General features: G+C 44.3%; 10 protein-coding genes and 1 pseudogene. 2 read left to right on the forward strand and 9 right to left on the reverse strand.

Translation table 11 applies throughout. The features are described from left to right. The first annotated feature begins 41 nt into the window (after positions 1 to 41). Entirely contained in the window at positions 42 to 389 is a 348-nt protein-coding gene (locus BSR11_RS01420) for a carboxymuconolactone decarboxylase family protein (RefSeq protein WP_072668721.1), read from the forward strand. A gap of 104 nt (positions 390 to 493) precedes the next feature. On the opposite strand, the gene BSR11_RS01425 is transcribed toward BSR11_RS01420, so the two are convergent. Both BSR11_RS01425 and BSR11_RS01430 read right to left on the reverse strand, forming a co-directional pair. Next, the gene (locus BSR11_RS01425) at positions 494 to 1,483 is read right to left on the reverse strand and encodes a sulfate ABC transporter substrate-binding protein (RefSeq protein ID WP_072668722.1); all 990 of its coding nucleotides are present in this window, start codon (positions 1,481 to 1,483) and stop codon (positions 494 to 496) included. Between the two features lie 333 nt (positions 1,484 to 1,816). After that, entirely contained in the window at positions 1,817 to 3,697 is a 1,881-nt protein-coding gene (locus tag BSR11_RS01430; RefSeq protein WP_072668723.1) for a methyl-accepting chemotaxis protein, read from the reverse strand. A gap of 453 nt (positions 3,698 to 4,150) precedes the next feature. Between BSR11_RS01430 and BSR11_RS01435 the strand changes: the two genes are divergently transcribed. Beyond that, the gene (locus tag BSR11_RS01435) at positions 4,151 to 5,980 is read left to right on the forward strand and encodes a leukocidin family pore-forming toxin (protein WP_072668724.1); all 1,830 of its coding nucleotides are present in this window, start codon (positions 4,151 to 4,153) and stop codon (positions 5,978 to 5,980) included. 133 nt (positions 5,981 to 6,113) lie between these two features. Here the strand turns inward: BSR11_RS01435 and phaC are convergent, their stop codons facing one another. The 7 genes and pseudogenes from phaC to BSR11_RS01470 all read right to left on the reverse strand — a co-directional run bounded on the left by phaC (position 6,114) and on the right by BSR11_RS01470 (position 14,467). Further along, a complete protein-coding gene (gene phaC / locus BSR11_RS01440) occupies positions 6,114 to 7,886 on the reverse strand; it encodes a class I poly(R)-hydroxyalkanoic acid synthase (RefSeq protein WP_072668725.1) in 1,773 nt (590 codons plus the stop codon). Between the two features lie 115 nt (positions 7,887 to 8,001). Continuing rightward, entirely contained in the window at positions 8,002 to 8,349 is a 348-nt protein-coding gene (locus BSR11_RS01445; protein WP_072668726.1) for a phasin family protein, read from the reverse strand. Between the two features lie 148 nt (positions 8,350 to 8,497). Further along, the gene (locus tag BSR11_RS01450) at positions 8,498 to 9,238 is read right to left on the reverse strand and encodes an SDR family oxidoreductase (protein ID WP_072668727.1); all 741 of its coding nucleotides are present in this window, start codon (positions 9,236 to 9,238) and stop codon (positions 8,498 to 8,500) included. Between the two features lie 415 nt (positions 9,239 to 9,653). After that, the gene (locus BSR11_RS01455; protein WP_072668728.1) at positions 9,654 to 10,937 is read right to left on the reverse strand and encodes a TRAP transporter large permease; all 1,284 of its coding nucleotides are present in this window, start codon (positions 10,935 to 10,937) and stop codon (positions 9,654 to 9,656) included. Beyond that, the gene (locus tag BSR11_RS01460; protein WP_186460320.1) at positions 10,934 to 11,422 is read right to left on the reverse strand and encodes a TRAP transporter small permease; all 489 of its coding nucleotides are present in this window, start codon (positions 11,420 to 11,422) and stop codon (positions 10,934 to 10,936) included. The genes BSR11_RS01455 and BSR11_RS01460 overlap by 4 nt, the downstream gene beginning before the upstream one ends. Positions 11,423 to 11,576: 154 nt before the next feature. Next, a complete protein-coding gene (locus tag BSR11_RS01465) occupies positions 11,577 to 12,590 on the reverse strand; it encodes a C4-dicarboxylate TRAP transporter substrate-binding protein (RefSeq protein WP_072668730.1) in 1,014 nt (337 codons plus the stop codon). A 322-nt stretch (positions 12,591 to 12,912) separates the two neighbouring features. Beyond that, positions 12,913 to 14,467 (reverse strand): annotated as a pseudogene (locus BSR11_RS01470) (AGE family epimerase/isomerase). Between the last annotated feature and the right edge of the window lie 62 nt (positions 14,468 to 14,529).

Raw genomic sequence — 14,529 nt, forward strand, 5'->3', positions numbered from 1 at the left:
TTAGGTTAATCTTATTTAGAAAAAACTAACAAAGAGGTTATATGAAATCTTATTCTCAGTTACTCAAAGATAACAATACCTTAGGTAAATCTTATAAACAGCAAAGCCCTGATACCTTATCTGCGTTTATGCAATTACATAAAGCCGCTATGGCTCCTGGTGAGCTGGATCTGAAAACCAAAGAGATGATTGCACTCGGTATAGCTATCGCGGCACGTTGCGATGGTTGTATCGCCGCTCACGTTTTTGCGGCATTAAAAGCTGGAGCGACACAAGCCGAGCTGGTTGAAGTGATCGATGTTGCTGTACTGATGGGAGGAGGCCCTTCCTTAACTTATGGCATTCAAGCACTGGGAGCAATTGAAGAGTTTGCCGCTGAATCACAATAAATAACGGCTGAAGCTAAAATAGGTTGGGGAGATAAGCGTAAACGCTTTCCAGCAACAATCCCCAACCACTTATGGCAATATCATTTTTATCAATCAACGTATTATCAACGACGAGTGATTTGATCGAATGTTGCGCCTTGTGCAAAATGAGTTTGATGTGCCTGCTGCCAACCGCCAAACACCTCATCGATAGTAAATAGCGTTAAATGAGGAAACACTTGCGTATATTTCTCAGCGATATCAGGATCTCTTGGTCGATAAAAATTTTGCGCTGCAATCTCTTGGCCAACTGGAGAATATAAATACTCCAAATACGCTTGTGCTACCTCACGAGTTCCTTTTCTATCGACTACTCGATCAACCAAACTCACCGTAGGCTCAGCAAGAATAGAGCGACTCGGAACTACGATTTGTAAGCCATGATGATTTAATTTGTTCACCGCGAGCAGAGCTTCATTTTCCCAAGCAATCAACACATCGCCTATTTGTCGCTCAACAAACGTGTTCGAAGCGCCACGTGCACCCGTATCTAGAACGCTGACATTTTCATAAATCGACTTAACAAATTGCTGCGCTTTTTCTTCATCACCTTGATACTGATCTAAAGCATATCCCCATGCGGCAAGATAATTCCAGCGAGCACCACCCGAGGTTTTCGGATTAGGCGTAATGATTTCCACATCAGGTTTGATGAGATCATCCCAGTCTCGAATATTTTTGGGGTTACCCTCTCGGACCAAAAAGACAATCGTCGAGGTATAAGGCGCTGAATTATAGGGTAAACGAGTAATCCAAGTCGGAGCAATTCTTCCCCCCTCGGCAATCGCATCAATGTCATAAGCGAGTGCTAAAGTCACGACATCGGATTCAATACCATTCATCACGGAAACCGCTTGTCGACCTGATCCGCCGTGGGATTGCCTAACTGTGACATTACCTCCGTTTTCTGCTTGCCAATAAGTGGCAAATGCGGCGTTATATTGCTGATAAAGCTCTCTGGTCGGATCGTAAGAAACATTCAATAACACGGCATCTTTTGCCAAGGTATGTTGAGAAACACTGAATAGAGATAGAGCGAGTAGCCATGTACGCATGAGTCATCTTCCTTAGTTAATATGCGACAAGCAAATTAGCACAACATTTATAACCAAGTTAGAAACATAAATCGATTTCGTATTCTTTTTTGGAATATTAAAACCATGCCTAGCAGGCCTCAATATTAACTTGAGCACACCTTGGAAATTCAATCTGGTAACCAGCAAAACGGATGCATTCTCAATCTATTCTGTGTTGGTACGATCAGGATTTTGCAACGGATATCACAATTTACATTATTATGACTACCATCCCCCTCATGCCGTTCACTTAAGGTGAGCGCCATGAGGGGCTAAAGCCCCTTTTTAGATAACACTGACGGTAATCGCTGACTAAATTTTAAACTGCGATACTTGTTGATGAAGTTGATCCGCTTGCTCAGTAAGAGTTTGCGTCGCCTCGGTTAACTGATGCGATGCCTGTTCTGTTTGTGATGATAAATCATTAATATTTACCACGTTTTGGTTAATCAGCTCAGCCACGGATGATTGCTCTTCTGCCGCAGTGGCTATTTGTAAGTTCATATCGGCGATTAAAGTAATCGCTTGATTAACTTGCTCTAAACGAGCTGCCATATCTTCGGCTTTCGTCACGGTAGTTTGCGCGGCGGAGCGACTTTGAGCCATCACATTGACCACATTTTCCGTTTGCTTAAATAGGCGATCAACCACTTCTTGGATCTGCTGGGTACTTTGCTGTGTACGACCCGCTAATCCACGCACTTCATCGGCAACCACCGCAAAACCACGGCCATGCTCTCCCGCTCGGGCTGCCTCAATCGCCGCGTTTAAGGCGAGTAAATTGGTTTGTTCAGAAACGGCGCTGATCACATCCAGCATGCCAACAATATCTTGCGTCCCAGTTTGTAACTCTGCAATCGTTGAACTACTGCCTTGCAAGGTGTCATCCAAATGTTTTAATTGTTGTAAGGTATCGCGCAGTAACACTTGTCCTTGTTTAGTTTCATTATCTGCTGCTGAGGCTTGACTTGCCGCTTCACTGGCATGACTCGCAACCTCTTGTACGGTGGCGGTCATTTCATTCATTGCGGTCGCGACCTGATCCGTTTCTGAACTTTGCTGAGCGACCACACCTGCGCTTTGTCGTGTCACTTGTGCCAAAGTGCTGGAAGCCGCCGACACCGATTGAGCGGTATTATTGACTTCGTTCACCAACAGATGAATCTTTTCAACAAAGGTATTAAACGCTTTGGCAATAGTGGCAATTTCATCGCTGCCATGCGCTTCGATCCGTTTGGTTAAGTCCCCCTCTCCTTGACCGATATCGGTCATTGCCAAGCTGACTTCTTGTAAACGTCTAAACCCTGAAGCGCTAGAAATCCACATCACACCGGTGGCAACCAGACCAATCAATAGCACCGCAATAACTGTCCAACGGATCATGCTATAGATACCCGATAAGGCATCTTGTTTATCGAGAGCAATATTCAGCGACCAGTTGGTACCCGGTATTGCCTGACTGGTGAGATAAATGGCTTGGCCTTGCAACGTGAGCTCGCGATGACCTTGACGTTGAATATCACTTAACATGTTTTGCGTTAAACTGGGGTTCAAATCACGTAAGCTTTTTAAACTCAAGTTTGGATTCGGATGAGCAATAATGGTGCCGTTGTTATCGGTTAAAAAGGCAAAACTGTTTTGTGTTGGCGCAATCGCACGTACCGTATCAATAATAAAGGTTAAAGGAATATCCCCCGCTAACACACCGCGACTAGCATTATTACCTAGGCCATGAGTAAAGGTGACCACTAAACTGGTTTGGCCATCTAGCGCATCTTCATAAGGTGCCGTTGTCGCAACGCCGCTCTGCGTAGCCGCTAAACGATACCATTCACGAGTCAATGGATTGTAATCACTCGGTGGTTGCCATTCATCAGAAAACACCGCAGAGCCATCAGGACGTGCGAAATACGCCGCTAAAAAACCACCGCCATCACTGAGTTGTTTTAGAGCAGACAAAGGATCTCGATGTTCCAAAACCTTTCCGGTGGCCATCAGCATGGTTTTTCGCTCATCCATCCAATTAGAAATTGAGCTCGATTGAGTTTGTAGCTGTTGCTGTAAATTACGGCTGATTTGCAAACGGAACGTTTCAGAGCTAACTCTCACGATTAAAACCGCCGTAACAACCAATGACATCACAATCAATCCCACGCTGATCGCGGTGATTTTTGTTCGAAAAGATTTAAACATCCTTGCACTCCTAATCTAGCTACCTGTCAATAATATCGCCCTTCACTATCGGCGAATCGAAGGCAACCTTTATCATAAATGAGCCAACAGTGTACCAATTTCATCCCGACATCTTTTTGACACTACTCTCGCTTTGATTAAACCAACGAATCACAGCCAAGAATTCTGCAGCAAGGTAACAGTATCACCTACCGCTATTGATAACTAAGGGTTATCAAACCTTGAAGATACTTTAGCTCACTTTCTCCTGATGTTTTTTTTGTGATCTTGAGCCACGAATTTTATTTAATTTGTTTCAAATTGTTACCACAAAACATATTAATAGATTTAGCAGTAATGGATCATTTAATAACCACATGAATACGTTATCTGCTGCAACCCAAGGGACGAAGATGTTCAGCCATAGTGCAACGTTAAGTCACAGGGTAATACCATTCATCAAGAGGTAATCCTATGCCTATCTATAACAATAAAACCATCGCGTTAGCCGCGATATTATCAGGCTTGGTATGGAATACCGCCTATGCAGATATTCAGCAACCACAAGGTGTGGCGGTTGAAATGCTGAGTACGCTTCAGGATGATAGCCAAGTCAGTTATTTAAATGCCGCTGAATTATTGGTGGCAGAAGGGGCAGCGCCAACGTTAAGTGATGTGCGCGATAGCGTGCTACGCCAGCATCAGCGCTACTTAGTTGATTTTAGCAATATCAGTGATGAACAGGGTAAAACACAAGCCAAGGCACTATTACGCAGTCAATTAGGCGTCGCCCTGAGCAGTGATTTCTGGCTAATTACCGAACATAAAGGGGAATTACTCTTCACGGGTTTAGACGATGAAAATGATCCAAGTATTCAGTTGCTTGAGGCCAAACCTATTAACCATTCTCGTCAACGGCGTAGTATTGATAGCCGCGCTAATGCGACGAGCGAAGCCAACAGCTTGCCGCATGTTGCCTTTTATCTGAATGTCCATCGCCCTATCAGCGATGAAGAGTGCACCTTTAAAAACTCACATTTATGGGATAAAGGAACTCGCGTTTTTTGTGATAACCCGAATATCTCGTTGATCTATCGAGTCAACTATGAGCGCTCTCTGCAATTTGGTACGACAGGCTCAGCAACACCAGATGCCAAAATCGTGCGTATCAGTTTGGATGACGATACCACTGGAGCCGGTATTCATCTCAATGATCAGTTAAGCTGGCGTCAATTTCTCCCCGGCTACCTCACTCTCGATGCCTATTTCAGAGATTGGTCAACAGATGCCATAGCACAGGATTATCAGTTTGTTTTCAACGCATCGAATAATAAAGCGCAAATTTTAAAAACGTTCCCGCGTGAAAATATTAATTCTGACTATGAAATCAAAGAAGTGTCTGGTTTCCAAGTTGGTGTCAATGGCGGTGTTGAAGTCAATAAAGATGGACCGAAAGCCAAACTAGAAGCCAATGCTAGCTACAACCAAAGCCGTTGGCTAACCTTTAAAACTCACGATTATAAAGTGGCACGCAGTACGCCAAGCCCACAAAAAGTTCGTTTTACTTGGGAGCGCGATCAATACGCAACGGCGGAGTCTTTACTGGATCGCTGGACAGATGCACTATGGGTAAATACTTATCCGATTGATACCAATAAGATCAACCCGATTGGTTACGCCAGCTTTGTACCAAAAATGGATGTGATCTACAGCGCTGCTCCAACTGAAACTGGCACTACCGAGTTTACCATTGATTCTTCGGTTAATATCCGGCCAATCTATAACGCTGCTTATAAGCATTATTACGTCATCGGTGGCCATCAATCTTACCATGGGTTTGAAAACGATGGACGTCGCCGAGTCGGTAAAACCGCCAGCTTCACCGTTGATTGGCAACATCCGGTATTTACTGGTGGCAGACCAGTTAACCTACAACTTGCCAGCTTTAATAACCGCTGTGTTGAGGTGAATGGCGATCAATCGATAACCGCTAGTGAGTGTATCGATAACAAACAAGCTCAATCGTTTATTTATGATCAGCTAGGACGTTACGTGAGTGCAGTGAACACCGCTTATTGTTTAGATGGTGAAAACCTGAATGCTCTTCAGCAATGTAACTCAAGCTTAAGCCAGCGCTGGGAGTGGATCCCTAATAGCGATACCTTAAGTAATGTGTACAGTCATCAAAGCCTAGGCCATGATACAACAACGGGACAACTTGGTTTATACGCCAGCGATCAATCCAATATCAGCGTGCGTACCATTACCAGCTACACCAATGTGTTTAATCCTGATAATCAATAATCAGGTTTACTAACAAAAGTCGTTAATAAAAAGCCGCCGCATGACGTCATCTTCCGCGGCGGCTTTCATCCCATTGAAAGGCCCTATCAGTACGATAAATAGGCGCTATCCATCTTATTATTCAACAATCGGTTTATTCAACTATCGGTAGCGTTTGTTTCACATAACTGCCCGGCGCAGCTTCGATGGCAGGGAAATTATCACTGCCGATGGGATAAGCAGGAACTAATGACTCAGGGTTAAACTGATCAAGCCATTGATCCCAATGCGTCCACCATGAGCCATCGGCCCGCTGCGCATTGGCTAACCACTCATCCGCCGATTCATCTAAGCTGTCATTCACCCAATAGCCGTACTTATTTTTGGCTGGTGGATTAACGATGCCAGCAATATGACCGGACTCACCGAGCACAAAAGTCTTATTGCCACCCATAGCTAACGCGCCGCGATAGGTGCCTTGCCATAAAGCAATATGATCATCTTTGGCGGAGATAAAATAGCTAGGAATACGAATTTTATTCAGATCAATCCACACGCCACCGATTTTAACTCCTTTATCTTGCACTAGCTGATTATTGAGGTACAACTCGCGCAGCAAAAAGTTATGGGTATTGGCCGCGACGTTGGTGCTATCGCTATTCCAATACAAAAGATCAAAATCAACCGGGCTGGTGCCTTTTAAATAGTTATCGATGTAATAGTTCCAATACAGGCTATTTTCACGTAACAAACTAAAGGTCACACTCAGCGAACGACCATCCATAAACCCTTGCACATTATTTTGCGCTTCAATGGCACTAATGATGGTATCGTTAATGTAAGCACCCACTTCGCCAGGTTGAGAGAAATCCAGTAAAGTGGTAAAAAAGCTCGCCGATTTAATCCGTTTTTTCATCCGCTTTGCAGCATAGTAAGCAATGGCACACGCTAATGCTGTACCACCAATACAGTAACCTGCTGCGTTGATTTGTTCTTGTCCGGTAATATCTTCAATCACCGATACCGCTTGCACCACGCCATCTAAGACGTAGTTATCAAAACCAATATCACGCTGTTCTTTACCCGGATTGCGCCAAGAGATCATAAATACACAGTGCCCTTGCTCTAGCAGCCAGCGCACCATGGAATTTTTCTCAGTTAAATCTAAGATGTAGTATTTATTAATAAATGGCGGCACGATCAAAAGCGGAGTTGCCTTAACTTGCTCAGTAACCGGTGTGTATTGAATTAACTCAAACAGCTGATTGCGAAACACCACCTTACCTTCTGTACTGGCTATCTCTTCACCCAATCGGAAAGCTTGCTCGTTGGTCATACGAACTTTCAGAATATCAGCACTGGACTGCAAATCTTCTTTCAGCAACTCCATACCTTTGAGCAAATTCTGCCCATTATTTTCAATGGTGAGTTTGAGTAGCTCAGGGTTAGTGGCAATAAAATTCGAAGGCGACATCGCATTGATCATCTGCCTTGAAAAAAAGCTGATCCGCTCTTTGGTTTTGTCATCAACACCTTCAATCGTATTGATGGTCTCCATATAGGTTTTACAAAACAGTAAGTACGACTGCTTAATAAAATTGTACATGGCCTGTGACTGCCATGTTTCATCGTTAAATCGTTTATCGCCTTTCTCAGCCTCAATCACATTTTGGGTATTACCAGATAACACCACTTGCTGCCATATTTGCATTTGTTGCTCCCACCACTGGGTTTGCAACTGCAGCAACGCCGTCGGTTGATTAACGGCTTGTTCAAAAAACTTCGCGCTATCTTCAAAGTTCACTGCTTGAATGGCTTGATTTAAAGGAGAGTTAGCGGCCATCTTGTTCGCTTCAAAATCCTGCCACCACTGTTGATTGGTTTCTTGCAGCTTAACCAGATAGTCCGAAAAGAAATGTTGCAACATAAAGTACTCCCTTACTCGGAACAGCGCCGCCAAAAAGGGCGGCGCTTTAATAGACACCTTGATCACCTGAAGCCTCCTATCTAGCAAACACTTCAAGTTATAAAACGATCACAGGCTATTGTGGAGTTGCCGTTTTGATATTTTCTGAAGTCAACGTTTCAATATCTTGCTTGAACTCTTTCGCCGCCGCTTGCAATTTATTGCTATCGTCTAACATCTGCTGCGACAGTTTACTTAGAACGCCCAACTGCTGACTACTGAACGCCGCGAGTGTATTAACATCTTTAATCTCTGACGCCGCTTTCATCTGAGCCATGCCCATTTCGCTGTATGTGCGCATCGCATTCAGTTGTAGCTCTGTCAATAGCTCAACATTTTTGGTCATTAACTGATTAAACTTCAAAAACGGTTGCATGTTTTTTTCTGCTTGATCGGTGAAAGTTTTAAAAAAGTCCGTGTACATAAGTATTTCCTCATTAATTAACACTGTTATCGATACCTAACCCAAAACACCATTGCTTGGGTAAAAGTCATCATGATGAAGAGACGTTGGTGATTAACCCAAGCCGCTTCACTATGTTAGTTCATGTATAAACTAGTTCATGTATAAGCTAGTTCATGTATAAGCCGCCATTGACAGAGAGCGTCTCACCAGTGATATAAGCCCCGCCATCTCCCGCAAGGAAAGAGACGGCTTTAGCGATCTCTTCTGGGGTCGCTAAACGCTGCATCGGGATCTGAGATTTAATAGACGCTAAGACCTCTTCTCGCATCTGCTCAACCATCGGCGTCGCGGTATAACCGGGCGCGACCGCATTGACCGTTACCCCACTACGCGCACCTTCTAAGGCTAACGCCTTGGTGAAACCGATCATCCCCGCTTTGGCCGCCGCGTAATTAACTTGGCCAAATTGGCCTTTTAAGCCATTTACCGAAGAGATATTAATGATTCGCCCTTGGCCTTTTTCACACATCGCCGAAAATAAGGGGCGAGTAACATTAAACACACTGTTCAGATTGGTGTTAATGACATCAAACCAATCCTCTGCGGACATTTTTTTCAATTGAGAATCGCGCGTAATACCAGCGTTATTGACCACCACATCGATGGAACCCTCTTCACTCAGTAGCTGAGTTAAACGTTCACTGCACTGCTCGGTATCAGTCACATCGAGCTCAAATAAACGCACTTGTTGCTCGGTAAATCCCTTCTCATTGAACCAATCGATAGCGCATTGATAATTTCCGGTGTAATACGTCGCAACCACTCGATAACCATCGGCAACCAGTTGTGAGCTGATCGCAGATCCGATGCCCCCTTTCGAGCCGGTAATTAACGCTACTTTTTTCATGCCTACACTCCCTTGCTAAGCCTAAGGTTCACCTGAGCTAATCTTGATGATGAATCACTGTCCACTTTTAACGTTTATTCAATAATTCGAACAGTTGTTTAACTTACTTAAAATAAAGCAACAACATGACATTGCAATTGTAAAAATCAACTTGTTGCATAAAATTGAAATGGATCTCGTTTTTACTGAAAAGCGAAGAAAAGGAAAAAACCACAATAATGAAAGATAAGATCGCGATCTGGATTTTTATCGACACGTTTAACGATAATACACAGTGGTCAGATGAGAAAAACAAAGAAAATAGACATAAAAAAGCCATCATACCCAGTGGCTATGATGGCTAATTACAACTCGATGTTAAGAAGACGCCAACCTTACTGGCGGCCTATCGCATCACAAGTAAGGTGTTGTTTTATTAAATTGCATTCGGTAACCACATCACTAACGATTCTGAGAAGGTGAGCAGCATCAATACCGCCAATAGCGCAATCAAAAACGGAATCACCTCTTTCATAAACTCGATCATCCGAACTTTCAAAATGGAGCAAACGGTAAACATCATCGATCCAAACGGTGGGGTTATGCCACCAATCATGATATTAACAATGACGATCACGCCAAAGTGCACCGGATTGACTCCTGCATTCAGGACGGCAGGCAGCAATAATGGCGTCAAGATGATCATCGCCGCACCACCTTCAATAAACATCCCCACCACCAACAGCAATAAGTTAATCAGCAGTAGTAGCAACAGTTTATTATCGGTTAACTCAATCAAAGCACTGGCCACCGTCTGCGGAATGCGCTCCAACGTCATGTAGTAGCCAAATACCATCGCCCCAATAATGATGAACATCACCGTACTGGTACCTTGTACGGTTTCGCGCAAAATCGCCGCAAAATGATGCGGTTTTAATTGACGATAAATGAACAAGCCAATCAGGCTACACAGCATCACGGCAATCGCACCAGCTTCGGTGGGCGTAAACAAACCAAAACGCATGCCTAAAATAATCCCGAAAGGGATCAACAGCGCTGGTAAAGCTTGTAAAAAATAACGCCCGCGTTCGCCCCAAGACGCCGCTTTATCACGAGAAGGTGGATACCCCCGCCGACGAGCGATCCAAGCGACGGTAATCATCAGTGAAATAGCCATCAAAAAAGCCGGCACATAACCAGCCAAAAACATTTGGTGGACAGAAACGTTGGCCAGCAAGGCAAAGATGATCAAATTAATCCCAGGCGGAATAACCGGGCTAATACTCGAAGAAGCTGCGGTTAACGCCGCAGTAAACGGTAAACCATAACCTCGCTTGGTCATCTCCGGTGCCAATATTTTCGATTGCATCGCCGCATCGGCATTGGCTGAACCGGAAACTCCGCCCATTAAGGTACTTAATGCCACGTTGACTTGCGCTAAACCACCGACTTTATGGCCAATCAACGCATCAGCGAATGCTAATAAGCTGCGGCTAATGCCGGAATAGTTCATTACCGACCCCACCATAATAAAGAATGGAATCGCCAGTAGTGGAAAAGAAGAAGCGGCAGAGATAAAGCGCTGCATCACCAAACTGACTGGAATGACATCATTAATAAAAATGAAGTAAACCATGGCAGAAGCGATCAACGAAAAAGCAATCGGTACATTAAGTAAAAACAGTAGAAACAAAATACCGATCGGAAGATAACTGATCATGATGCTTTGTCCTCACATCCTGCCCAAGATTGACCGCGCATCTTGGCGATCTCTTGATAAAGAAAAATAAAACTGTGTAATAACATCAATCCAAATGACAGAACCAAAACACTGTTAATGGCAAAGTAAGACATGCCCATGACTGGCGTTACCTTGTTCGATAACATGGTGTACTGATAACTTAAATGAGCCATGCCACCATTAACCGCAATCAAAAATAACAGAGAGAGAATTTTAAACGGCGATTGAAAACGCTCGGGTAATAAAATCACCAGAACGTCGACACCCATGTGCATGCGATGTTTGTAACATGAGCTAATGCCAAAATAGACCGCCCAAATAAAACAGACCACAGCAAGCTCTTCACTCCATGGCACGACAAACCCAAACCCGTAACGCAAAATAACATTGGCGACAACCATTAAAACGGTTACCGATATGGCCAGCGAAGCAAGCACTTCTTCTAAATAACGCCAAACTAAAATCACAACCTTCATTGGTGCTACTTCCTATCCAATGGCTTGAAAATAAAAACGCGTAACCAACAGATTCAAGGCTTATATTCAGCCTGTTCAGCCGGTTACGCGATACCCTTCTTCATCAATCACTGAGACGTTGGGCTATAACGTCGATCACTGCTTATTGTTGAGCGCGGATCTTCTCTAACTCAGCTTCAATCCGTGAGTAAATATCTGGGCTCCACGCTGGGAACTGGCTATAAACAGGCTGAGTCAGTTTGTTAAAGGCTTCACTGTTCACCTCATTAATAGTCACGCCGAGTTGTTGCAGTTTTTCAGCGTATTCAGCGTCTAAACGCACCAGTTCAGTATTGTTCGATAAAGCGCCCTTCTCGAACTCTTCCATCACAATCGCTTGCTGCTCTGGGCTAAAACGTTCCCACACTTTAGGTGAAATATAGACCCCTACTGTACCGAGGAAATGCTTGGTTAAAGATAGATTTTTCGTCACTTCATACATTTTATTCGAGTACATGGTCAAAATAGTCCCTTCTAGACCATCAACCACACCTTGTTGCACTCCGGCATAAGTTTCAGGGAAAGGCAGCGCTGCAGGCGCTCCGCCCATTGCTGATAACGTACTGATGAATAATTGGCTACCCGGAACACGAATACGCATGCCACGCATATCTTCTGGCTCAACGATTTCACGATTGGTCATCATGTGTCTAAAGCCAAAGATATAATCGGTATTTAAGACTTTAACGCCTTTATCAAGCATCTGCTGTTTAAGATCGCTCACCAAATCGGTTTGCATCATCGCCAAATACTCATCATAAGTTTGATACAGCATTGGCCCAGCCAGCGCGGTAAAATCAGGCACGTAATCACCGAGATAGGTCAAATCTTCAACCGCAATCCAGTTTGCACCATTGACCACCTGCTCAAGGTTATCTTTATAAACCGGTAACTGACCGCTCGGGAACACCTGAATGTTCACCCCGCCATCGGTCTTTTCACGGATAGAATCTGTTACTTTGATCAACTCTTGAGTGAGCAGTTCACTGGGTGCAAACACCAAACTAAGGTTGATATTAATTGGGCTAGGTGTGTCTGAGTCGGTGGCGGGTTTATCACCACAGCCTGTTAGCAAAAGCGCTGAAGAGATCAACGCGGCAGAGAGCAACTTTTTCATTATATTTGTCCTTCAATTACTTTATCTAAGCTGATTAACGTGGCAAACCAACGCCAACATTAAGCAACCGAGAAGTATCCATAAGGTGGATAAATCAGCTTATCCAAATAGTCGCCGTGATTATCCTATAAGGTTCAAACAGCCCAAATAGTTTGTTTATTATTTGTGACATATTTATTAAAAATGAGCATTTGAATACAAAAAATCAATCATAGGTAACTTTTTGCCCCTCGATATCACTCTAGCTGATAGAAAAGAAAAAAAATCACCACTTTCGCGCAGCGATTTACGCTCGAATAACAAATCTATCTTGGCCGAAACGTTAAGGATGAATATCAATAAATTGCACCTCTAGACGCGGTAAGCCATCTACGGACGTAAAGCGTTGTTGCTTAACTTGCCCTTGGAAATAATAAGGTGCAAGTCGGCTCTGCTCTGTCGGTTCAAAAGCAAAATATAGCGTCGCGGCTTGCTGATTGAGCTGCTGCGCGGTCAAATACCCCACCAACGCATGCTCAAACTGATGGTAGCCATTCCCCCAATGAAAAGCCTTGGTTGATTTCGGGTTAAGCCCCACACCACCGTACTGCTCATCCACCCAGACCTGCATAAACGCTGGCGCGGTGTAGGCTAAAACCGGCTCTAACTCCCCCTTCAAGTAATGATAGGGTCATCGCCGCCTGATCAAGCTCAGCCCATTCCCATGAAGAAATGCCATAACTCATCGGCCTATTACGCCAACTCGCCACAAGCTTACCTTGCCACTGGCTTGCTAACGAATCAGGTAGTAACGGATCAATATCTGACCAATTAGGCTGATATTGCGCTTGGCTAATCGTATTTAGCATCCCCTGCCTAGCTAAGCTTTGCCACTGTGAGTTTTGCAATACACTTCCAGTGAGATACGTCATCCAATACGCTTTAATGGTATGGCCAAAATCATTATGTTTAGCGCTTTGCGTCATCACTGCTGGATGATGTATTGCGCCATAAAAGCGCTGCTCTGGTTGATGATGATAGTGAGTTAACATCACATCCGTTAACCAAGACAAATCTTGCAACCATTGACTACGATGCGGCTCAGGTAACAAGGGAGCCACCAGCAATAAATAACCATTGATTTGATCAAGCTGGGCAACCAATTCACGCTGCTGAGCGCTTTCACCATCGCCGTCTTTTAATACCCACGCTAACCCTTGATCATCGGCTAATCGATAATGGTCAAAAATAAACTGTTGCTGTTTAATTAGCACCGCTTCCAATTGCGGGTCACGGGTTAAATAGTAGAGCATCGCTAGCCCCACCAAGGCATAGGCTTGGTCTTGCGAGGTGCGCTGTTGCCATTCGAGCCCCGGCTTACCGTTTTCGGTAAAACTGATAAAACCGCCGTTTTGCTTATCTTGCAAATGGTCAATTAAATAGTGCGCCCCAGCCTTGGCGAGCGCTAAAGCCTGCTCATCACCGGTTAAATGATACAGCACCGCATAAGCATAAGTTTGCCGCGATTTCATTCGTGTATAGTCGCGGCCAAAGTGTGGCGTTATCCAACCTTTGTTTAACTCCTGGCAAATTTGGTGGATATTCAGCAATTGGCCATTATCACAGCGAAAGGTAGGAAAGTTACCCACTGGTTGTCCGTGGGCGGCTTCCATCATCCAGTACGGTGCTAAGCCCTGCTGCGCATGGTTTAACCATGCCTCACCATCTGGAAAACTGGCCAACTTATCGGTTTGTGCCTGCGCTAAGGCACTGCATACCCCCAAACTCAGTAGCCACAGCGAGGGTTTTAGATTGTGTTTCATTTTGCTCTCGACGTCGTCTTGTTCATGAACCGCACTATACAAGAGAGCAAACGCGCATTTCGTTGAAAGGGTCACAGTTAACATGCAACTGATTGAGAAGTAAGGATTAGGAGATAAGTCTGAATTGAAAAGGCTAA

The organism is Vibrio injensis (assembly GCF_001895205.1).
GTDB lineage: Bacteria > Pseudomonadota > Gammaproteobacteria > Enterobacterales > Vibrionaceae > Vibrio > Vibrio injensis.